20 protein-coding genes and 1 pseudogene are annotated in these 22,059 nt (G+C 60.8%); 3 read left to right on the plus strand and 18 right to left on the minus strand.

Annotated elements, in window-relative coordinates; translation table 11 throughout:
* Positions 1-859, minus strand: a pseudogene (locus ACESLM_RS17455) (hypothetical protein); the annotation flags it as partial.
* Positions 860-937: 78 nt separating this feature from the next.
* A complete protein-coding gene (locus ACESLM_RS17460) occupies positions 938-1,564 on the minus strand; it encodes a ribonuclease HII (RefSeq protein WP_372632855.1) in 627 nt (208 codons plus the stop codon).
* A gap of 232 nt (positions 1,565-1,796) precedes the next feature.
* On the opposite strand from ACESLM_RS17460, the gene ACESLM_RS17465 reads away from it, so the two are divergent.
* Entirely contained in the window at positions 1,797-2,171 is a 375-nt protein-coding gene (locus ACESLM_RS17465; protein WP_372632856.1) for a hypothetical protein, read from the plus strand.
* A gap of 49 nt (positions 2,172-2,220) precedes the next feature.
* On the opposite strand, the gene ACESLM_RS17470 is transcribed toward ACESLM_RS17465, so the two are convergent.
* Positions 2,221-2,640, minus strand: a complete 420-nt coding sequence (locus ACESLM_RS17470; protein WP_372632857.1) for a thiol-disulfide oxidoreductase DCC family protein — start codon at positions 2,638-2,640, stop codon at positions 2,221-2,223.
* A gap of 162 nt (positions 2,641-2,802) precedes the next feature.
* Entirely contained in the window at positions 2,803-3,561 is a 759-nt protein-coding gene (locus tag ACESLM_RS17475) for a YheC/YheD family protein (protein ID WP_372632858.1), read from the minus strand.
* A gap of 190 nt (positions 3,562-3,751) precedes the next feature.
* On the opposite strand from ACESLM_RS17475, the gene ACESLM_RS17480 reads away from it, so the two are divergent.
* Together ACESLM_RS17480 and ACESLM_RS17485 are read left to right on the plus strand one after the other, a co-directional pair.
* Positions 3,752-4,936: an acyl-CoA dehydrogenase family protein gene (locus ACESLM_RS17480; RefSeq protein WP_372632859.1), complete on the plus strand. Its 1,185-nt coding sequence runs from the start codon at positions 3,752-3,754 to the stop codon at positions 4,934-4,936.
* A gap of 86 nt (positions 4,937-5,022) precedes the next feature.
* Entirely contained in the window at positions 5,023-5,436 is a 414-nt protein-coding gene (locus ACESLM_RS17485; RefSeq protein ID WP_372632860.1) for a VOC family protein, read from the plus strand.
* A gap of 296 nt (positions 5,437-5,732) precedes the next feature.
* Here ACESLM_RS17485 and ylqF read toward each other — a convergent pair whose 3' ends face one another.
* The 14 genes from ylqF to ACESLM_RS17555 all read right to left on the minus strand — a co-directional run bounded on the left by ylqF (position 5,733) and on the right by ACESLM_RS17555 (position 22,014).
* Positions 5,733-6,605 carry a ribosome biogenesis GTPase YlqF gene (gene ylqF / locus ACESLM_RS17490; protein ID WP_094050777.1) on the minus strand — a complete coding sequence of 291 codons (873 nt, stop codon included), beginning with the start codon at positions 6,603-6,605 and terminating at the stop codon, positions 5,733-5,735.
* A gap of 91 nt (positions 6,606-6,696) precedes the next feature.
* Positions 6,697-7,404 (minus strand): signal peptidase I, encoded by a 708-nt coding sequence (lepB, locus tag ACESLM_RS17495; RefSeq protein ID WP_372632861.1) that lies wholly within the window; start codon positions 7,402-7,404, stop codon positions 6,697-6,699.
* 77 nt (positions 7,405-7,481) lie between these two features.
* Positions 7,482-7,826 carry a 50S ribosomal protein L19 gene (gene rplS / locus ACESLM_RS17500; RefSeq protein WP_094050775.1) on the minus strand — a complete coding sequence of 115 codons (345 nt, stop codon included), beginning with the start codon at positions 7,824-7,826 and terminating at the stop codon, positions 7,482-7,484.
* 326 nt (positions 7,827-8,152) lie between these two features.
* Positions 8,153-10,885: a DNRLRE domain-containing protein gene (locus ACESLM_RS17505; RefSeq protein ID WP_372632862.1), complete on the minus strand. Its 2,733-nt coding sequence runs from the start codon at positions 10,883-10,885 to the stop codon at positions 8,153-8,155.
* Positions 10,886-11,107: 222 nt separating this feature from the next.
* Positions 11,108-12,211, minus strand: a complete 1,104-nt coding sequence (locus tag ACESLM_RS17510; protein ID WP_372632863.1) for a Gfo/Idh/MocA family protein — start codon at positions 12,209-12,211, stop codon at positions 11,108-11,110.
* Positions 12,212-12,239: 28 nt separating this feature from the next.
* Positions 12,240-13,466, minus strand: a complete 1,227-nt coding sequence (locus tag ACESLM_RS17515; RefSeq protein ID WP_372632864.1) for a Gfo/Idh/MocA family protein — start codon at positions 13,464-13,466, stop codon at positions 12,240-12,242.
* A gap of 88 nt (positions 13,467-13,554) precedes the next feature.
* Positions 13,555-14,583, minus strand: coding sequence for an alpha/beta hydrolase family protein (locus tag ACESLM_RS17520; protein ID WP_372632865.1), 1,029 nt, complete (start codon positions 14,581-14,583; stop codon positions 13,555-13,557).
* Positions 14,584-14,600: 17 nt separating this feature from the next.
* Complete coding sequence (locus ACESLM_RS17525) at positions 14,601-15,806, minus strand: MFS transporter (protein ID WP_372632866.1); 1,206 nt, start codon at positions 15,804-15,806, stop codon at positions 14,601-14,603.
* Positions 15,803-16,657: a carbohydrate ABC transporter permease gene (locus tag ACESLM_RS17530; RefSeq protein ID WP_372632867.1), complete on the minus strand. Its 855-nt coding sequence runs from the start codon at positions 16,655-16,657 to the stop codon at positions 15,803-15,805. The genes ACESLM_RS17525 and ACESLM_RS17530 overlap by 4 nt, the downstream gene beginning before the upstream one ends.
* The gene (locus ACESLM_RS17535; RefSeq protein ID WP_372632868.1) at positions 16,657-17,553 is read right to left on the minus strand and encodes a carbohydrate ABC transporter permease; all 897 of its coding nucleotides are present in this window, start codon (positions 17,551-17,553) and stop codon (positions 16,657-16,659) included. Before ACESLM_RS17535 ends, ACESLM_RS17530 begins: the two co-directional genes overlap by 1 nt.
* A gap of 80 nt (positions 17,554-17,633) precedes the next feature.
* Complete coding sequence (locus ACESLM_RS17540) at positions 17,634-19,013, minus strand: ABC transporter substrate-binding protein (RefSeq protein ID WP_372632869.1); 1,380 nt, start codon at positions 19,011-19,013, stop codon at positions 17,634-17,636.
* 64 nt (positions 19,014-19,077) lie between these two features.
* A complete protein-coding gene (locus ACESLM_RS17545; protein ID WP_372632870.1) occupies positions 19,078-20,034 on the minus strand; it encodes an AraC family transcriptional regulator in 957 nt (318 codons plus the stop codon).
* 49 nt (positions 20,035-20,083) lie between these two features.
* Positions 20,084-21,280, minus strand: coding sequence for an N-acetylglucosamine-6-phosphate deacetylase (locus ACESLM_RS17550; protein ID WP_372632871.1), 1,197 nt, complete (start codon positions 21,278-21,280; stop codon positions 20,084-20,086).
* Complete coding sequence (locus ACESLM_RS17555) at positions 21,277-22,014, minus strand: 6-phosphogluconolactonase (RefSeq protein ID WP_372632872.1); 738 nt, start codon at positions 22,012-22,014, stop codon at positions 21,277-21,279. The genes ACESLM_RS17550 and ACESLM_RS17555 overlap by 4 nt, the downstream gene beginning before the upstream one ends.
* Positions 22,015-22,059: the final 45 nt, after the last annotated feature.

The following is a 22,059-nucleotide window of genomic DNA, read 5'->3' on the forward strand; positions in this document are numbered from 1 at the left end:
GCTCCAGTTCGTGAATCTCGGCCCCCGGCGCGTCGAGGACTACCGGGACGTGGCCGGCGAGGACGCGATCGAAGAGCTGCGTCGCGAAGCGGCGCCGCTGCGCGGCGCCCGCCTCCGGCCTCGCCGCTTCGCCTCTGCCGGCTCGCGGCTCTCCTGCCAGCTGCACCTCTCCCTCCGCCACGATAGAAGCCCCTTGCGCCAGCAAAGCCGCGAGCCGCTGGCCGAGCGCCGCAGCCTCCGGAGACGCCGTCTTGGCCGCGCCGCTTCCGAGCCAGCCGTCCAGCGCCGTGCGGAAGCTCGCCAGCTCCTCATGAACGGGCGCCCCGAACAGCGCTTGCCTGAGCGACGCCAGCGTCGTCTCCGTCGGCTTCAGCCCGCGGCGGAACGCGACGTCCGCCGCGCTCGCCCACGATTCCGCGTCGATCCCGGCCGGCTTCAAAGCCGCTGCCGCGTTGAAGAACGCCGCCGTATCCTTCCCGATCGGATAACCGTCCCGCTTCAGCCCCCGCACCAGCTCCATCGCCCATTTCTGGTCCGACAGACCGAACGTCTTCAGAACGTCCTTCATCCCTTCTTCCGGCAGCGTGTCCGTCGCGTCGGCCAGCGGCTTCAGCGTCACGAGGCCGCCCGCTCCTCCGGGCTGAACTTGCAGCAGGGTGCCCCTTCCGAGCGGCATCTCGGCGTCCAGCTTGGCTCTCACCTGCATCCCGTTAATGTTCACGAGCGCTTCCTGGTTGTCCAGCATTTCCATAAGGACGCCTCTGACGATCTGACCGATTCTCAGCTCCAGCGAGCGGCTGTCCGTCGGCACCGCGTCGCCCATTAGCGCCCGCAGCATCGGACCGATATTCATGTTCATGCCCTTTCCTCCCCGCTAACGCCTTATCCCTTATGTATCGGCACCCGAAAAGCCTTTCATGAATGGCTCTCTCCGGCTTCAGAACAGCACTTGCTGCTCAACGCTTAAGCCTTTCAGGAAGCTGCGCCTGTGCAGTGGCGTCGGCCCGAGCTCGAGCAGCGCCTGGCGATGCGTCTTCGTTGCGTAGCCTTTATGTACCGCGATCCCGTAGCCGGGATACAGCGAATCCCATACTTCCGCGCACAGCCTGTCCCGCGTCACCTTGGCGACAATCGACGCCGCCGCGATCGACTGGCTTAAGCTGTCTCCCTTAATGATCGCCGTCTGCCCGATATCCAGATCCACGCTCTCCGCGTCGACGAGCAGATGCTCGGGCGCGATTCCGAGGCCGAGCACGGCCTGCTTCATCGCCAGCCTCGACGCCTGCCGAATATTGATCTTATCGATAACGGAAGGCTCTACTCGCGCGACCGACCACGCGGCCGCTTCCGATATAATTTGCTCGTAAAGCCTGTCCCTTTTTTTCTCGCTGATCTGCTTCGAATCGTTGACTTCTTCCAGCACGAGCCCGACCGGCAGCACGACCGCCGCCGCCACCACGTCTCCGAACAGGCAGCCCCGCCCGACCTCGTCGACTCCCGCGACCGCCGTCACGCCTTGCGACCACAGTTCGCTCTCGTAAGCCAACCGATTGATTTGTTCCATGTAAGACGTTCCTCCCCAATCCAATCCAATCCGTTTGCTGCTTTATTGTCCGTCATAGCCGCCCAAATGCCAAGCCTTTTTTGGCTTCGTCCCCCCTACGGCGCGCCCTCAACTTTCGATAACAAGCGCTTGCCTTATTCCCCACATTTAGGATATACTTACAATATAGCACATACGTTCGCATTAAGAGACAAATCTTCCTTTTATTTCCATTGCGTGGAGGGCGAAAATTATGAACGATGCGAAGCTGGACCTTTTGTTGAACAAAATGGAAGCCATGCAACTTCAACAAAATAGTCAAGGGGAGCATGTCAGACAACTCATTCACATTGTCGGCTCAACCCATGCCAAGGTGGAAGAGCTGACGGAAGACATTCAACAAATCAAGCAAGACCTGACAGTCCTCAAAGATGACGTTTCTTTTCTCAGACAAGATGTCGCGGTCCTCTCAGAAGACATGTCCGAACTCAAAAGCGATGCGCATCAGCTCAAATCGAGCCAACAGACTCTGCTCGGAATCCAAAAAGAACAGCAGAAAATTTTGGAGCGCCTATCCGTTCGTTCTCTCTCCCAAGAAGCGGATATTGCTGAATTGAAAAAATTCTAACCCTCCGATAAAACCAACCGCCGTCCAACGACTCTTCTTCCGCTTGCCCCTAATCCAGAAACCGCGAACGCATTTCCGGAGTCGGCAGAAGGCAGCTTTCGCTGTGACCGAACCAGCGGTAACGCCGGCGAGCGACGAAGTCGTAAACCCGATCCCGCACGAAGCGCGGAAGCGCGATGGACGGATAAGCAAGCGCCCAGGGCGCGCCCAGCTTCCTCCCTATTCTCAGAGCCGCGGTCGACTTCGTAAAATACTTCCCGTTATCGACCATAACGAACGTTTCCAGCGTATCCTCTCGCATGCCGCCTTCCTTCAGCAGCCGCCGGCCCAATTCCGACTGCAGCGAAGCGAACCGGAAAATCGCGCGCTTGTCCCGGCGGATAACGAACTTGGCAAGACCGTGGCACATGTTGCAGTGTCCGTCTATCAGCAGCACGATCGGCTGGGCTTGGCTTCCTTTGATGTTCATGACCACCGTCCCCTTTCATGCTTCCATTGTAACTCTATTTTCCGCGCTCGCCCAGCGCATATAGAACCGTAAAGCCGTCCGCCGGGACCGGCGCAGCCCCGACGACAATGCCGTTCCGAAACCCGCTTGACGCCGCCCGTCCGTCCTTTCCGGTTTTGCCCGCTACCTCCTCTTGCCCCGTCCATACTTCTTCGCATAGTCGGTTATGCGCCGATACGCCGATCTGTCCACGTTTTTCAAAGGATAATACTGCGGACGCGTATTCGCCTCAAGAATCCAGAAGCGCCCCTCCTTGTCGATGGCGACGTCGAGCCCGATCTCCCGAAATCCGTCCCGATGACGGTCGAAGCAAGCTCCCGCCGCCTCTCCGAGAAAGCCCAATCTTCTATACGCTTCTCCGATCGCGGAATCGGAATAACCGGCTCCCCCCATCGTTTCTTTAAAACCGGCCACTCTCCCCCCGCTGTGATAGTTGGTGACGACTTTCCCTTTCTTCCCGATCTTGGCGAACAAAGCCGTCGTAACCCAGCGCCCCCCGTCCCTCTGCGTCATAACGCGAAGATCGAACGGGCTGCCTCCCGTAAGCGCCAGATCGATGCCCCTTTGCAGCAAGTATCGTTTGCCGCCTGTGAGCGACTTAAGCTGGGCGTACAGCTCGTCCGCCGACAGAGCGTTTCGGGTTCCGCCGGTTCCCTTCATGCGGTAGCCTCCTGCGGGCGACCGCTCGATGCGGGTAATCTTTTTGCCCCCGGTTCCTCTTGAAGGCTTAAAATACAGCACCGCGTAACGGCCCAGCATCGCCTCCAGGTTCGCTCCGTTAAACAGCCGGGTCTCGGGAACGTAAGGACGCAGACTGGAGTCCTCGAGCATCCATCCGGTTTTCCTCCATTTGCTTGCGATCGACTTGCTGGCGTACTTCACTTGCCCTCCCTCCCTGACGGTTTTATTTGTTAACATAAACTATGTCAACTTGCCGGCCGCCCGTCACCGCGCCAGCGTACTTCGGATCAATTGAGAAAATTTGCCCATCTTGTTGCTCGGGAGATTAACGCCGGGTTCTCTGACAGGTAGAATAAGAAAATATGGATCTCATAAAAGGAGCGGGAAGCAGATGACAAAATGGAACGATCCCTATATTCGAAACAGAGAGGAAGAAGCCCGGGCAGCCTGGGCGGAGCAATTGGCGACCCGGTTTGCCGAGCGCGCGGAGCGGCACGATCGGGAAGGTTCGTTCCCTTTCGAGAACTTCGCCGAATTGCGCCAAGCCGGTTACCTTAAAATAACGGTCCCCAAGCAATACGGCGGCGACGAATTGTCGCTGTACGACCTCGTCCAGCTGCAGGAACGGCTGGCGTACGGCGACGGATCGACCGCGCTGGCCGTCGGCTGGCATGTCGGCCAGACGCTTCACTTCCGCATGAGCGGGAAGTGGCCTCAGCCGCTCTTCGCCGACCTGTGCCGCTCCATCGTCCGCAACGGAACGATGATCAACACGTTCGCGAGCGAAGCGGCTTCGGGCAGCCCGAGCCGCGGAGGCCGCCCCGAGACGACGGCCGTCCGCGCAGACGGAGGATGGCGCATTACGGGACGCAAGACGTTCAGCACGCTGTCCCCGATTCTCGATCGCTTCGTCGTGACGGCGTACGTCCCCGAAGACGACGTCGTAAGCGAGTTTCTCGTGAAGCGGACCGATCGGGTGAGCATCGTCGAAACGTGGGATACGCTGGGAATGCGCGCAACCGGAAGCCACGACGTCGTGCTCGACGGCGCTTACGCCGGAGCGGACGACCGGATTCCCGGCAAAGGAATCGACGACGGAGGAGGCTGGCTGCTGCATATTCCCGCCTGCTACATCGGGATTGCCCGGGCGGCCAGAGACTTCGCGCTGCGATTTGCGCGATCGTACCGCCCCAATACGTTAAGCGAGCCGATCTCCTCGCTCCCGACCGTCCGGCAGACGATCGGCGAGATGGAGGCCGAGCTGCGAACCGCCCGCGCGCTGCTCTACGAGGCCGCCGAACGATGGGACCGCGAGACGGAGGAACGGCGGCCTTCATTAAGGCCGGAGCTCGGGTTGGCCAAATACGCCGCCGTCAATAACGCGATCCGGATCGTAGACCTCGCCATGCGAATCGTCGGAGGCACGAGCCTGTCCCGCCGCTCGCCTCTGGAGCGGTACTATCGCGATGTCCGGGCCGGCCTGCACAATCCGCCGATGGACAACGTCGCGCTTCAGATGCTGGCCGACGCCGCGCTGCGCGAACAGAACGAGCCCAGTTCTTCGGCGGAACGATAATTTCCGAAAAACAGAACGTACGTTTGTTTTTCGGACGAAACTGTGGTATCATCCTTTCGAATCCATTCGATGAGGAGTGAACCCGCTTGCCGTTAAACCCTTATTTGAATTTCGACGGAAACACCCGGGAAGTCGTTCAGTTTTACGCACAGGCGTTCGGACTCGAGGAGCCCCAGATGATGACTTTCAGTTCCATTCATTCCGAAGAGGAATTGCCTCCGGGAGCGGCGGACCGAATCATGCACACGTTCCTGAACATCGGGGGAAGCACGCTGATGTTTTCCGACACGTTCCCCGGAATGCCTTTCCAGCAAGGCACCAACAACTTTTCCCTCGCTCTCGTGCTGAACGACGAGAACGCGCTTCGGGATGCCTTCCACAAGCTGAAAGAAGGCGGAACAATCCTAATGGAACTCCAGGAAGTGCCTTGGAGCAAGGTATACGGCAGTTTGACGGACAAATACGGAGTCTCCTGGCAATTCAGCATGGAAGCGAATTAAATCTCGTCTCCATTCGGCTCCAACACGCAAAAGCCGCGCCCAGCCGGACGCGGCTTTCTTAATTTTCCGTGATGATGCTCGGGTAAGACGGATATCGTTCGCACGGGATCGGCCGGTCAAACGGTCGGTGTTCCGCGGACGCGTCCAATATGCCGTGAAGCATGCGAAACGAAGCTTGGCTGCGATCAAGCTCTTCCAGAATTCGGCCCGGCTGCTGGATGTAAGGCGCGTCGACCAGCCAAGGATGTCGCCGTTCCTCGTATAAATCGACGAACGAAACGGAGCCAAGCAGCTTCCTATTGCGCCTCGCCAGGCATTTCCAGCGTCATTTTCCCCAGCTTGCCCGAGCGCAAATCCCGCAGCAGCACCGTCGCCGCCTTCTCATAGTCGACATTGCCGCCGCTGACGATGCAGCCTCTGCGTCTGCCGATGCTCTCCAGCACTTCGACCGCCGCCTGCATGTCCGGCAGCTCCTCCGGTAGGTCCGTCAGACCGTAACGGTCGCCCAGCACCGAGCCGTATTCCTCGACGAGCACCTTAAGCACGAAACAGGCGACTTCGTCGATATGAATGACGTCTTCTTTAATGGCGCCGGTTGCCGCCAGCCGGAAGCCGACGATCGGATCCTCGAACTTCGGCCAGAGAATACCCGGCGTGTCCAGCAGCTCCAGCTCTCCGCCGAACCGAATCCACTGCTGCCCTTTCGTCACCCCGGGCCGATCTCCGGTCACGGCAATATTGCGTCCGGCCAGCCGGTTGATCAGCGTCGACTTGCCGACGTTCGGGATGCCGACGATCAGCGCGCGAATCGGGCGCGGCTTCATGCCTTTGGCGATCTGCCGGTCGATCTTTTCCTTCAGCAGCTCTTTCGCCTTGCCGGCCAGATCTTTGACCCCTGCTCCAGCGTTGGCGTCGATCGCATGAACCGCCAGCCCTTGCTCGCGAAAATGCCGGCTCCACTCCGCCGTTCTCTCCGGATCGGCCAAATCCGCCTTATTGAGCAGCACAAGCCGCGGCTTCGCGCCCGTGATTTCGTCCACCATCGGATTGCGGCTGGAGCTCGGGATACGCGCGTCGAGCAGTTCGAACACGACATCGATCAGCTTCAGCTTCTCTTCGATCTGCCGTCTCGCGCGGGTCATATGTCCGGGAAACCACTGAATCGTCATGATGCGTCACCTTCCTTACCTATAGAACGGGGCCGTCCCGTCGGTCATCGCGCGATGATCGGGGATAGCCCCTTGTGAATGCTATGCTCGGTTAATGCTTGACCCATTTGAAATCCGGGATCGGCCAGAAAATCAGATCGGCGCGGCCGACGATCTCGTCCATCGAGACGTAGCCGATCATCCGGCTGTCTTCGCTGTTCGGCCGATTGTCGCCCATCACGAACACCGTTCCCTCCGGCACGACGCCGTCCGGGAAAGAGCTGTTCGGGAAGTTGGAGCGGTCCCCGTCGTAACGATTGTACAGCACGCCTTGCGAATGGGCTTTATCGTAGGCTTCCTGTAAATAAGTTTCGGCGAGCGGCTCCCCGTTTATGTATACTTGGTCGCCTTCGACCTTGACGGTCTCGCCAGGCAACGCGATTACGCGTTTGATAAAGTCGCGGCCTTCCTGCGGCACGTGGAACACGATCACTTCCCCGCGCTTCGGCTCGCGAATGTCGTAGATGATTTTGTTGACGATAATCCGCTCGCGGTTCCAGAAATTCGGCTCCATGGACGGTCCGTCGACGATAAAAGGACTGACGAGAAACCAGCGGATGACGAACACGAGAACGCCGGCGATCGCAAGCGCCTTGATCCATTCCAGCAGCTCGTTGCCCGGCCGCTTCGCGTCTTTGCTATTCCGGTTCGCTTCGGAAGAGGCGCCCGTTCCGTCGCCGCGAACCGCGCGGTCGTCCGCAGCCGAGTTCGCGTCCAGCTCGGCCGATTCGTTTGGTTTGGAATTGTTATTGTGGTCCATTCGTAATCGCCTCTAGCTTTCTGGAATACATGCAAAAAGGAGGACTTGAACGTCGCCAAGCCCTCCTCTGTCGTCCATTATCGAATTTCCTTGATACGTGCTGCCTTACCGCGCAGGTTGCGCAGGTAGTACAGTTTCGCGCGGCGAACTTTACCGCGGCGAGCCACTTCGATTTTCTCCAGACGCGGGGAATGCACCGGGAAGGCACGTTCTACGCCTACGCCATACGAGATTTTGCGAACCGTGAAGGTTTCGCTGATTCCGCCGCCGCGGCGTTTGATAACGACGCCTTCGAACAGCTGAACGCGCTCGCGGGAACCCTCGACGACTTTCACGTGAACTTTCAGCGTGTCGCCCGGACGGAAGCTAGGGATGTCCTTGCGCAGCTGCTCTTGCGTGATTGCTTGAATCAGATTGCTCATTGCGTGTTCACTCCTTCCCTAACAGACGTTCGTACCCCGCTCCCCGAGTGCCTGGCATCCGGATCTTGGCGTGCAGAGGACCGTCCTACTCGATCAGCGTATCCGCTTCACCCGAAGACGGACACAACATTTCAAATTTTAGCATAACCCTGGACAAAAAACAACCATTCCGTCCTCTTCTTTTTCAAAACAAATAAGCACCGCAATTCCCGGCCGACTAGAGCGAACGCCCCAGCCCGGTCCGTCCCTGCATCTCCGAAGGAGGCAGGACGTACGCGAGCGGAGGCGCCGATAACTTAGCTTAATTGCCGGACAATTCGCCTTCCTTAATGATAGGTAATCGTCAGCTTAGGCCGATAAGACGCGTTGCCGTATTGGTTGCTCGGCACCTGCTGGATGTTGATCGGACTGCCCGAGGCGGGCCGGATATACCAGCCTTGGTTCGGCGCGGTTCCGTCGATCCATGCCTGCACATCGGCTTTGACGTCGGTAGAAGCGTTCCAGCCGCTTCCCGTCGTCATGGCCACCGTGCCCGAAGCGGCAAGCGCGGCGTCCAGCAGCGTGCTGCCGGAAGTCGACGTCCATCCCTTGGTCACCGTATTGCCGCTGCCCGCTCTTCGCGTCCAGGCGGCTCCGTCTTTTAACGTATAATCCGTATTTGCGCCTTCGTCCCACATGCCCAGGCCGTCCGGGTCGACAATCCGCCTTAGCTCAAGCGTGCCCGCCGTATACGAATCGGTGCCCGTATTGTACAGCGACAGCACCGCCGAATCGATCGTCGCGCCGGTCGGAACGACGCCGGTCAGGTCGAAGTAAAGCAGCACGCCTGTCGCGAAGCCTTCGCGCAAATAATAAGTCGTCGCTTGGCCCGCTCCGTAGTGTCCTTCGTTCGGCGAAGTTTCCCGGATATGGCTCTGATCCTTGCCTCCCGTGTAGCCCCCGACTCCCGCCTGCAGCGTCACCGAATCCGGGTCCGGCGATGGAGTCGGCGTCGGGGTCGGACTTGGCGAAGGCGAAGGCGTCGGTTCTCCGTCCTCCGAATACGTCAGCGTCAGCTTCGGCCGTAAAGCCGAGTTGGCATACTGGTTGCTCGCCACGTCCTGAACGTTGATGCCGCTGCCGTCTCTCGTCCGCAGCAGCCAGCCTTGATTGACGTCCGTGCCTTCGATCCACGTCAGCACGTCGTCGAGCACGTCCGTGGACGTATGCCAGCCCCCGCCGGTGCCCAGGGCGATCGTGCCGCTCGGCGGAGTCGCGACGGCATCCAGCGGCGTGCTGCCGGATACGTTCGTCCAGCCGGTCGTCACCGTATTTTCCGTACCGGCGCGCCGCGTCCAGGCCGCTCCGTCTTTCTCGGTGTAATCGTCGCTGCTGCCTTCGACCCACGGTCCGAGATCGTCGGGATCGACGATCCGGTACATGTCGAGCGTGCCTCCGGAATAAGCTGCCGCGCCTTCGCTGTACAGCGACAGCGTCGCGGATTCCAGCACCGCCCCTTCGGGCAAAACGTCTTCCAGATCGAAGGAGATGAGCACGTTCGTCGGAAAACCGCCGTCCCGCAAATAATACGTCGGTGCCTGCCCCGCGCCGTAGTGTCCTTCATTAGGCGAAGTTTCCCTTAGATGGCTCTGGTTTTTGCCGCCCTCATAACCGTTTGCGCCCATTTGCAGCGTAATCGTGCCCTCTTCCGGCGACGGAGTCGGGCTTGGCGTCGGAGTTGGCGTCGGCGAAGGGCTTGAAGTCGGAGACGGCTCGGGCCCGGTGCCCGCCTCCGGAATATCTCCCGGCTCCAGGCGAATCATATAGGCATCGATATTCGTGCCCGACGACGTCTCCCAATTGGAGTTGAACAGTATTTTCGTAAAATCCCGGTTAACCGTCGCATGCGGCTCCGTATCGTATCCCGCGTACGTGAATACGTGGTGATGCGCGAGATTGTAGATACGGGGATTGGCCTTGAGCTCGACGGCGAAAATTTTCTTGTTGAACCACTGCGGCGACACGTTCTCTCCGCCATAGGTGGAGAGAAGCGCCCAGCCGGGGTGATCGTACGCTTTGCCCGATACGTGCAGCGCCGTCGTCTGGCCGCCCACGTAAGTCGAGAAGAGCACCGTTTTGTCCCCCGTCCGCAAATTCACCATGAAGACGTCGCCCGAGTTCGACTGGTAATCGATCGAGACGTAGACGTCGTCCCCGTTCGCGTCGATCGCCAGATCGGAATGCTCGCTCTTGTGGTGCAGCGTGCGGACCGGCGTGCTCAGGTCGTTCCGCGCGTAAGCGACCGTACCCGACGCGTCGTCGCCCGACGTGATGAAGTAGTCTCCCGAAGGGCTCATGCTGACATGGTCCGGCTTCACGCCGTTCGTGCTTCTCGTCGACAGAATCGTGTCCGTCTGCAGATCGTACGTAAATACGCCCAGGCTTTGCCAGCTGGCGTTATCCACCTGGAAGCCCCAATAACGCCCGTCCGCCGAAGGCGAGCCTTCGCTGCGGGTCGATACGTGGGCCGCGCCCGTCCACGGCAATCTTCCGGCAAAGTTCGCCGCCACGGTCGTCGTGCCCGCGGAAATGTCGAGCCGGTTCAGTACAAGCCCCCCGTTGTTCGGAACGTAATAGAGCACGTCCGGATCGGTCGGACTCCATTGCGGCTCCGCGGCTCCGCCCAAGTACGGCAGCTTCTGCAGCTTGGCGTACGTGTCTGCGTCGTACAAATACCAGAAGCCGTCCAGCGCCTTCACGATATACTTGGAATTATCCTGGTTAAACGCCGGCCTCCGGGAATAATCGTTGCGGACGAAGACCGGATTGTTCTGCACGTTCACGATGCCGTCCGCAAGGTAATCCGTCGCCCTGACGACCGTCGTCTGGTAGATCGGATCGGTGTAAGGCACTCCTTTGACCGGCTTCGTCATCGACGACGGCTGCTGATTGTCGTAACCCTCGATCAGAGTCGTCGAAGCGTAAGACCGTTGCATAACGAAAAACAGCGCGACGAGCATCGCGCCTGCCAGCAGAGCGGCCAGCGCGCGCTTGGCCGGTTGAGACATTGAACTGCCCATGTTTCAAGCCTCCTTTGTCGTTTTGCTTGCCCGTTCCAAATACACCCGTCATCGGCGACAGCCCCTCCCCAGGGGGCGCAGTGTCAAATCCCTCCTTCCAGGCTGCAAAATTCGGCTTCGGCGCATTTTGTCGACTTTCTGATGTCCGCGCGCTTCCCCCGTGCCTTTATCGTACGGCTGTCGACCCTCTCCCTTCCTCCGTCATCTTCTTGTTTTCTTCCGCTATTTTATCGTTTTCATCAGCCTGTGCAGCCCTGCCGTCGTATAGCAGACGTCATCCCGGCCGATTGGCAGCCGCACCTCCGCCCCCGTCGCCGCGGACTTGTAGATCGCCGTCACGGCTTCGATCGTCCGGCGCACGGACAGCCCTCCGGTAATCGGCTCCCGGTCCTCGCGGATGGCGGCGAACAGATCGCGGATCGGACCGGAGAAGCCTTCCGTGACGTCTTCAGCATCCAGCGCATAGGCGTCCGCGGCTTGCGCCAGCTCAACCTCAGCCGCTTCATCCCGGATCGGGTAGCCCGCATCGTTTTGCGCGTATGCGGCAAAGGAGAGCGGATAGCGCACCATTCTGCTGCGCCCCGAAATTTCCAGCGAGCTGCCGTCGACCGGATGCGTCGTCGTGCAGACGAATTGGGCTAGCGCGCCGCACGCGAATTTGAGCGAAGCGGTCGCGGCATCCTCCGTCTCGATCCGGTTGCCGAGCGTGGCGATGTCCGCCCTGACCGCCGACAGCTCGCCGAGCGTCCAGAGCAGCACGTCCAGCGTATGGATGCCGAGGTTCATCAGGACCCCTCCGCGCTCCCGCTCCCATGTGCCCCGCCACGGCTTGCCGTAATATCGCTCGCCGCGCCAATGATGATTGGCCGCCGAAGCAAACAGCGGCGCGCCGATCGCGCCCGAGGCGACCAGATGGCGGATTTGCCGGACCGGCAGCTCGAAGCGCGTCTGCAGCATGACGGCCAGCTTCCGGTCATGCTTGGCCGCCGCCTCCAGCATAGCGTCGCATTCCTCCAGCGAAGCCGCCAGCGGCTTCTCCGCCATCACGTGCTTGCCCGCGGCCAGCGCGGCAACGATTGGCTCCTCGCGCACGTACGGCGGCGTGCAGACGGAGACAATGTCGATATCTTCCCGCTCCAACAGACGACGGTAGTCGGCGAACGTCTCCGCTTCCGCTCCGGCCGCCTCGGCGAGCCGCCGCGCGCGATCCTCGTCGGTATCGGCTATCGCGACCAGCTCGCATTCCTCCGCCAGTTCCCCGTACGCCTGCGCATGCATGACGGCGATGTCCCCGGCGCCGATGATGCCGACCCGGAACTTTTTCATCGCGCTCCCCTCCCTTGTCCGCTAACCTTCATACGCCGCCGGCCTGCAGCAAAGCCGGAACGTCGACCGGCCGGCCCGAAGAGATCGAGCGATTGGCCGCGATGCCGATCAGAATCGACTGCGCGCCTTCCCAAGAGCCGGCCTGCTTGCCGAGCGGGTCGGCCTCGCCGCCGACGAACAAGCTTGACTGCAGCCGCTCGTCCCCGCCTCCATGCACGCCTTGCACCTGCGGCAGATGGTAGACGACCGCTTCGCCGCGGCGATTGAACACGCGAATGACGTCGTTCGCGCTGTCCGCGTTAAGGGCATGTTCGTACGATTCGGCTTCCAGCCGTCCCTCCGTGCCGTTAACCGACACCTTCCAGCCTTCGTAAGGACAGAACGCGTTCAAAGAGTAAGACAGCAGCGCTCCGCCTTGATATCGAACCTGGACGGCCATCGTGTCGTAGGTCGTAATGCCGTCGCCGAACACGCAGCGGTCCCGGTAATAGCCGTCCTCGTCCTCGTTGTCCACGTACAGCCGGCGCAGTTCTTCGTCCGCCGTCACGTCGAAATAAAACTCGCAATCCGTCCGATGCCCGCAAGTCAGGCAGCGCTCTCCCCGCTCCTCGCGCGTCGGTCCGTAGAACACCGTGTCTCCGTAGGCGTGAACCGTGCTCGGCTCGTCCTCCAGCCACCAGTTCACCATGTCGAAATGGTGCGTCGACTTGTGCACGAGCAGCCCGCCCCCGTATTCCTGATGGCGATGCCAGCGGCGAAAATAGTCGGCTCCGTGCGACGTGTCCAGCATATATTCCAGGTGCACGCTCAGCACTTTCCCGACCGCGCCTCCGCGAATCAACTCCTTGACCCGGCCGACGTAAGGAATGTACCGCACGTTAAACGTCACGATCACCTTCCGCCCCGTCTCGCGCTCCGCCTCCAGAATGGCCCGGCATTTCTCCTCGTCCGTCGTCATCGGCTTCTCCGTGATCGCGTCGCACCCCGCGCGCAGCGCGCGGATAATGTATTCGTGATGGACGCTGTCGATCGTCGTCACGATGACCGCATCGGCCCCGCTCGACGCCAGCATCTCCTCGAAATCCCCGTATACCGGCACGCCCCCGCACATGTCGCTCATCGTTTTCGCCCGCTTGGCGTTAATGTCGTAGATGCCCGCAAGCTCCGCGACGTCTTGGAAACGGCGAACGAGCGGGAGAGCGAACATATGCAGCGCGCGATGGCCGGCGCCCGCGATGACATATTTCTTAGGCATTGTTAGTAGCAGCCTCCCGGAGGTTATTGAAGGTTGAGCTTCTTTCAACCTTCTCGGTGCTGAAAACCGGACTTTTTGAACTCGCACTTTATAGATAAGTTTTGAAAAAATCAAACGCCTTGTTGCCGGCGAATGCGTGAGGCCCGGGAAACACGTCGGAATCGAGACGGTCTTCCGCCCCCGCCGCCTCGTAAATCCGCTTCACGCCCTCGTAGCCTTTGAGCAGATCCTCGATGCGGAAGCAGTCGTCGTAGATCGCCATCTCCACCAGCAGCGGACGCGGCGCGATCAGCCCGGCGATGTCGTGCGTGTCGAAATATTTGAACACCTCGGGAAACACCTGCGAGCCGCAGAAGTTGCCCCGCTCCAGCCCGAAGCCGCGGAACGAATTAATGTAGCCGCTGACGTCGGCCGCCTTGATCCGCGGTTCGACCGCCGCCGTTAGCGCCGTCATCGTCCCGCCGTAGCTCAGTCCCATCATGCCGATCCGGCCCGGATCGACTTCCTCCCTCGTCTCCAAATAATCGACGCAGCGCTTGATGTCCCAGACGTTCAGCGTCTGAGGATAGAGGCCGAGAATCGAGCCTTTGATGTAATTGATGTCGCAGGCGTCGCGCCGCCCGAACGTATCGTTGCGTTCGCCGAAGCCGCGCAGCTCGGGCATGATCGTCAGAAATCCCGCCTTGGCCAATTGCTCCCCGTAGTTGTAGTTCATCCGCGCGATCGCCTCGTCGTGCTCGGGCTCGGAACGGACGCCGGCCACCGGGTCTTTGCCGAGCGAGACCGGATGCCCGTTGCAGCATATTATGGCGGCGTTCGCCCGGTTCGCTCGCATGTCCTTCGGCCGCAGCACGATGCACGGCACGGACGCGAACTCCTCCGAGTCGAAGACGACCCGCTCGCGGATCAGCTCGCCGTCGGGGACGGCGTACTCGATTTCCGCCGCCAGATCGACCGGCTCCGGGAATTCCCCGAGCAGCTCTAGCAGCTTGGCCAGCGCCTCTTCCCGCCATGCCTTCCACGCCTCCGGTCCCTCTCCCCGGAACGTCATCCGAGGCTGCCACCGCTTCGCACGGTTGATCCAATATTCGGTCATGCCGAAATGTCTGTTGGCCATCGCTGAACCTCTTTTCCTCAATCAAAATAAGTGCCGTTCCGATGCTTGCCCGATACCTTCGCCGATCTCAGCCGTCCCGCGAATCCGGCCGCGGCGCACGCCGACAGCAGCAGCGCCGCGCCGAACAGCGCCGTTGGCCCTCCCTCCTCCAGAAGGAAGCCGCCCAGCAGATTGCCGACCATCCCCGAGAACGAATACAAAACAACGAACAGCGCCGATTGCCCCATAGCCAGCATCCCTTCGGGCAAAATCTCGCGCAAATAGACGGTGACCGCCAAGTAGAGCAGCATCGCTCCGCCGGCGAGCGGCGCCTGAGCCGCCGCCAGCGCATACAACGACGAAAAGCTCAGTAGCGCGAGCCAGGCGCAGACGTACAGCATGGCCGCCAACAGCAGCGCGCGGTCGGCGCCGTAGCGCCGGATGCCGGCCATCCCCAGCAGCAGAAACGGGATTTCGCAAACCGGTTCCAGTACGGACAAGCCCGCTACGGTCAGTTCGTCCGCTCCCAACTGCTTGGCGTTCAGGCTCAGGAAGCTCTCGAATGCCCGTGCCGGCACGGCGGCGAGCGCCGCGAAGGGCAGCAGCTTCCATATCGACGGATGCCGCAACACTCGACCTGCCCGCCGCCAGTCCGCCGCTCCTGCCCGCGGACGACGCCGCTCCTTCATCCCGATCGCGAGCGCAGCTCCCGCCGCCAGCGCCGCCCATTGAAAGACGTGCACTGCGACGAGCCCCGAATCCGACGCGGCCAGTCCCATGCCTGCCGTCAGCAGTACAAAGCCGGCGCTGCCCCACAGCCGGTAACGTCCGAAACCGGCCGTTCCCGCCTCCAGCAGCGTCCAACTGTCCGTCAGCGGCTGCAGCGACGTCGTGCACAATCGCACGGCTACCGCGCAAGCCGCTGCCGCCCATACCGCCGCCGAAGCGTATAGCCCGCCGAGCAGCAATCCCGCTCCTATGAGCAAGGGAGCCAAAACTCGTCGGGACGTGCCGAAGCGGTCGCTTAGCGCCCCCCAGAGCAATTGGCCGAACAGCCCGACGAGCGAGCCGGCCGCCAGCGTTGCGCCGATCTCGGCCATTCCGAGCCCTTTGGCCTGCAGCGTAAGCGGCAGATAGACGGAGACGAACGCGAGCGGAGCGGCGACCAGGAAGTGCAGCGCGGGCAGTCCGCTTAAGCGGCGGGCAGCCTCCGGCTCCCCGCGCTCGGTCGGAGCCGTCTTCATCCTTTCAGCCCCGTCGTGGCGATTCCCTGCATGAAGCGCCGCTGCGCCGCGAAGAAGACGGCCAGCAGCGGAACGACGGACAGCGTCGTCATGGCGATCGCCACGCCGACCTTGCCCGTTCCGGCTTCGTCGAGGAACGTGTTGATCGCGACCGGAACGGTGAATTTCTCAATGCTGCTCAGGAAGATAAGCGGCGTGAAGAAATCGTTGTACGTCCAAGTGAAGCTAAGAATGACGATCGTGATCAGCACCGGGGAGCAGAGCGGCAAAATAATGCTCCAATAAATGCGGAACGTCGAAGCGCCGTCCAGCCGGGCCGATTCGTCCAGATCGAAGGGCAAGCCCATAATGAACTGCCGGATCAGGAAAATATAGAACGCGCCGCCTCCGAAAAACGCGCCGATATAGAGCGCGGCGTACGTATCGATCAGATTCAGGTAATCGAAGATCAGAAACGTCGGCACGAGCGTCACCTGCGTCGGCAGCATCATCGTCGCCAGCAGGGCGACGAACAGCGCGTTCTTGCCGAAGAAGCGCAGACGCGCGAACCCGAAGGCGACCAGCGTCGACGTGAACACGGTGGCGACGACCGACACGATCGTTACGTACGCCGTATTCAGATAGACGCGCGCGAACGTGACGCTGCCCATGAACCGCCAGCCATCCTTGTAATGCTTAAACGTCCAATCGACCGGCCACCATTCGAACGGAATGCGGAAAATGGCCGAAAGCGGCTTGAAGGAACTGACGACGAGCCAATAAAGCGGGAACACGAACAGCAAAGACAGCAGCGACAAAACGACGTACAGCACGACTGTGGCCGCGGCGGAGCGGAACGAGCTGCTTCGCATCAGCGCTTGCCTCCTTTCATCTCGGTCTCATAGAACACCCAGGCGGAGGAAGAGCGCAACGTCAGCAGCGTCAGCAGCAGCACGATCAGGAACAACACCCAAGCGAGCAGCGACGCGTAACCCATGCGGAAAAACTTAAACGCTTCCTCGTACAAATACAGCACGTAGAAATAAGTCGACTGCGCCGGTCCGCCCCGCGTAATGACGAAGCCGTTCGTGAATACCTGCATCGCGTTGATGATACCGAGAATCAGGTTAAACAAGATGACCGGAGTCAGCAGCGGAAGCGTGATCGAGCGGAAGCGCCGCGCCGCGCCCGCGCCGTCCACCTTGGCGGATTCGTACAGCTCGCGGGGAATTTGCTGCAGCCCGGCCAGGAAGATCAGCATCGCCGTGCCGAGCACCCAGGCGTTGATGCCGACGAGCGTGTACAGCGCGTTGTCCGGACTATTGAAAAACTTGACCCTGTCCAACCCGATGCCGGTCAACACGGCGTTGACGACGCCGCTGTCGCTGAAAATCATTTTCCACATGATCGCCACTCCGATGGAGGAGCTGACGAATGCGGGCAAATAGAACACCGTGCGGTAAAAACCGATTCCTCTGATTTTGACGTTCAGCGCCATCGCGGCGAGCAAAGCCGTGCCCAAGTGCAGCGGAACGGACAACAGCGCGTACACCGACGTAATGCGCAGCGACTTCCAGAACACGTCGCTGTCCAGCATCTTCCGGACGTTCTCCGTCCCCGTCCATACCGGCGGCTTCAGAAAGCTGAAATCCGTGAAGGCCAGATAGAGCGACCAGCCCGCGGGAATCAGCATGAACACCAGAAAACCGATGAACCAAGGCCCGATGAACAGATAGCCCTCCAGATGTCTTTTCCACGTTTTACCCATGTGCGGCCAATCCCTTCCGGTATCGTGTACTGGCAATGCGGAGGCGGGGCAGCCTCTTGCGCTCTGCCCCGCCCGGCAAGTTACTTGGCGGCTTCCTGCAGCTTCTCGTTCATCGTCTTCTCCGCTTCCGCGAGGAACCCGTCGATATCGACCTGCTTGAACAAGTACTTCTCGAACGCGGTCTGGAACGCGGCGTTCGCGTCCGGAGCGCCCAGCGGCTGCGCGGGGAGCCAGTATTCGTCCGATCCTTGCTGGGACCGCTTGACGACGTCCAGCATCTCGCTCTCTACGCCGGTTCCTCCGAACACTTCGGCCGACAGGTATTCGAGCGATTCGGCGACGGCGGGTACGCCCGTCTCCACCTTAAGCGTCTTGATTGCGTCCTTGTCGGTAAGCAAGAAGTTGACGAGCAGCAGCGCTTCTTCCTTATGCTTCGTGCGGGCGTCGATGCCCCACAGGCTGGTGGGCACCGGCGGCATCGAGATTTTCGGACCGCTGCCGTCGAACGTCTTCGGCAGCGTCGCGAAGCCGAGCGGATCTTCGGTCATGGCTGCCGTGGACGGAATCACCGATGCGGCCGACAGCGCGGAGGCCAGGTTGCCCGCATCGAACCCGATCGTGTCGCTCGAATCGCGAGGTATCGCGTTTTCCTCCCACAGCTTCTCCGTCCATGTCCAGACGATTCTGGCCTGATCGGGATGCATGCTCGCCTTCGGCGGATTGGAAGCGCCGTCGATCAGCTCCCCGCCCAACTGCTTCATGATAAGCGGGTAAGCTTCCGGCATGTAGAACCAGCCCGCGTCTCCGTACACTTTAGGGTTGGCCTGGTGCACCTTCGACCACTTCTCGCCGAGCGACAGCCACGTTTCGTCGTCGGTCGGAACGGGCACCTGGGCTTCTTCGAACACTTTCTTGTTGTAGACGAGCACGGTAGACGTAATGCCCGACGGCATGCCGATCAGCTTGTCGCCGAACTTGTAGTAAGGAGACTGCATGATCGGGTCCAGCTCGGACAGCGCCGGGATCAACTCCTTGTGCTCGTAGTAATTCAGCAGCACGTCGCTCTGGCCGAACTGCTGCGTCAGGGCGCGGGAGAACATGAACACGTCGGGCGCATTGTCGGTGCTGAGCTGCACGGTCAGCTTGTCGGCATAGCCGTCGAATCCGGAGAACGTCGGCTTCACCGTAATCCAATCGTATTTCTGCTGGAACAGCTTGAACGCCTCTTGCAGCGCGGCGTGGCGAGTGTCGCCCCCCCACCAGCTGATCTCGAGCGTGACCGGATCCTTCTTCTCGGGACTGGCGGGCTCCTGCGATTGCTGCGACGGAGAAGCGGCGGACGGGGACGGGGAAGACGAGGCTTCGCCACCCGACTTGGACGAACAAGCGCCCAATACTGCGGATAACAGGACGAACAGGGCGAGAATCGCCGGCAATGCGAACCGTTTGTTGCTGAACATGGATCAAGACCCCTCTCTTGAATGAAGTGACGTTAGGGCGAACCCCTTGCGTCTGGCTTTCAGTCTACAAAAATCGATATTCGCGTTCTTCTGCAAATCGGTTGCTTAACGATGGTATTTTATCGACTTGCCGGCGGCCGGAGGATACGATTTTGCGCACATGGCTGGGAGAGACGCCGACGTTGCACTTGAACAAGCGGTTGAAGTTCGAGAGGTTGTGAAAGCCGCATTCGTAAGCGACGTCGACGATTTTCCGGTCCGAGCTTTCCAGCAGGCGGACGGCGTTCGACAGCCTGACTTTGATCAAGTACTCCATCGGGGATACGCCGAGAGCCTGCTTGAACACCGCGCTGAAGCGGGCGGGGCTTAAGTAGACGCGGTCGCTGAGCGTCTTGAGATCCCATTCCCGGGCGTAATGCCGCTCCATCAGCTCCAGCGCGTCGCGGATTTTCTCCAGTCGCCCTTCCGGCGTGCTGCCTGCCCTTGCGCCGCCGACGGAAGCGAGCCTGCGGCAATCCCTCGCGACATAGGCGAGAAATCGCAGCAAGTGAGAGCGCACGACGGAAATATGAGATACCGCCTTATGCTCGTCTTCCTTCTGGAGCGTCAGCAGAATCGCCCGCAGCGTCTCGATCCGGGGATGATTGCGCGAGATCAGATGGCCGTAGTGCACGCCGAGCTCCCGGAACGGGGACAGCAGCGCGGGATCGTACCGGAGATCGGCCAGAAACCAATCCGGACTGAACGTGATGACGAGCATTTGCAGATTTTCCCGTTCGTACGCGCGATGCAGATCGTTGGCTCCGATAAGCAAAATGTCCCCTTGGCGAAACTCGACCGTTTTGCCGTTAATGTGGTAGTATCCTCTCCCCCGCTTGACCAGATTGATTTCCAGCACGTCGTGCCAATGCAGCCGCCGATACTGGGGAGCGATGCCGGACGACTCCGTGACGAGAATCGGATAATCCGCATCGAGCTTGCAGTCGTCCCTCGGAATTCGCCCCGCCGATGATTCGCTCATACGCAGCACCTCCAAATAGGCTTAACGACTCCGTCTTTGCGCACAATCGTCAATTCCCGAATGGTCCGCCTTCCGCTTGCCGATAGACCGATTCGCCGGCCACTACCGTCTCGACGATGCGGACCGACGCGTCTTCCCCGCTTCGCTCGCATTCGAACAGCGTCAGATTGCCCTGAAGGCCGGGCTCAAGACGCCCGAAGTCCTGCCACCCCATTGCCTTGGCCGGGCGTTCGGTCACAAGCGCGATCGCATCCGCCAGCGAATATCGCAGCGTGCCGACCAACGTCTCGATTCCCTTCTCCAGCGTGGATGCGGAGCCGGCAAGAATGCCGGGATCGTCCGCCAAATACAGCCGACCGTCCTCGCGAAGCACGACCCGCTCTCCGATCTCGCCTTTGTACTCTCCGGGCGGCATGCCCGCTAGACTGACGCAGTCGCTGACGACGAACGCCTGCTCCCCCTTGGCGCGCAGCATCGCCTTCAGCGTAGATAGCGGCAAATGATGCCCGTCGGCAATGAACCCCGAGATCAGGCGCTCATCGGCCAGCTGCTCCCACAAGTAGTTCGGGTGGCGAGGCAGCATTAGATGGCTGCCGTTGCCCAGATGCGTCGACATCGACGCTCCCGCTTCGGCGGCGGAGGCGATCTGCTCGCCGCTCGCGGCGCTGTGCCCGATGCTGACGACGATGCCCCGGCCGGCGAGCTCGCGAACGAACGGAATCGCGCCCTCCCTCTCGGGAGCCAGCGTCACCAGCACGATTCTCCCTCCGGCGCTCCGCTGCAGCCTTTCGAACTCCTCCGGGTCCGGATCGCGGACTTGCCTCGCGTCATGAGCTCCCCTCGGCCCCCGCTCGCCGGACAAATACGGCCCTTCCATATGAATACCGCCGATCGTCCTTCCGAGCGGCGTCGGCTCCGCAGCCGCTTCCGCGATCGCCGCCATCGCCCGGTTCATCCGTTCGAAGCTGCCGGTAATGACCGTCGGCAGGTAGCGGGTCACTCCTTTCGTCCATAAGTACCGGGTCGTCCGGTCAACGTCCTCCAGCGTCGTCCGCTGCCCGTTGAAATCTCCGCCGTTGGCCCCGTTCACCTGCAAGTCGATCCACCCGGCGCTGATCCAGGGCAAATCTTCTTTCTCTTCCGTACACGCCACGGACAAGATGACGCCGTCCTCGATCCGCACCTCCACCGCTTGCCCGTTCGCCGCCCTGCCCTGCCAGCAGCCGCTTCCCGTCGCCGCGCTCATGTGCGGATCGGCAGCAGCGACGCCGATTCCGGGTCGAGGAACAGCGACCAGTCGGCATGCCGTTTCAAAATGGTGGCGGGAATATCCGGGGTGATTTCGTTGCCGAGCGCACTTGAAACCGCTTTCGCCTTGGCCGAATGGGGAACGCAGGAAATGATTTTACGACAGCTCATAATGGCGCTTACCGTCATCGTGATCGCTTGTTCCGGCACCTCCTCCAACGAACCGAACCACCCCTCCCGAACCTGCTGGCGCTTGCACGCTTCGTCCAAAGCGACGATCTTGTACGTCTGCCCCGCTTGAAAGTCCGCAGGCGGGTCGTTAAAGGCGATATGCGCGTTCTCGCCGATGCCGATCAGTCCGAGATCGAACGGCGCTTTAGCGGCTTCCGCTTCCAGCTTCGCGATGACCGCCTCCGGCTCGCCTTCTCCGTCGACCAGGTGCGCGCTCCCGATCGGCACCTTGGAGAGGAAGCGTTCTCGCAAGTACCGGCGGAAGCTGGCCGGATGCTCGGCCGGAAGGGCGATGTATTCGTCGAGGTGGAACATTTCCACCAGCCGCCAGTCGACGGGCTGCCGAACGAAGCTGTCCAGAAATTGAAACTGCGACGCACCGGTCGATAGGACGAGCCGGGCCTTTCCTTTGCTCTCGATGCAGGCGTTCAGCCAAGCCGCGGCCGCCTCGGCCGCTCTGGCTCCAAGCTCTTCCGGATTGCTCAAGATGTTGATTTGCAAGCTGTTCACTCCTTGAAATAAACGATAGTAATCGATTGCTTTTTG

It is taken from the genome of Cohnella sp., assembly GCF_041641335.1.
Taxonomy (GTDB): domain Bacteria; phylum Bacillota; class Bacilli; order Paenibacillales; family Paenibacillaceae; genus Cohnella.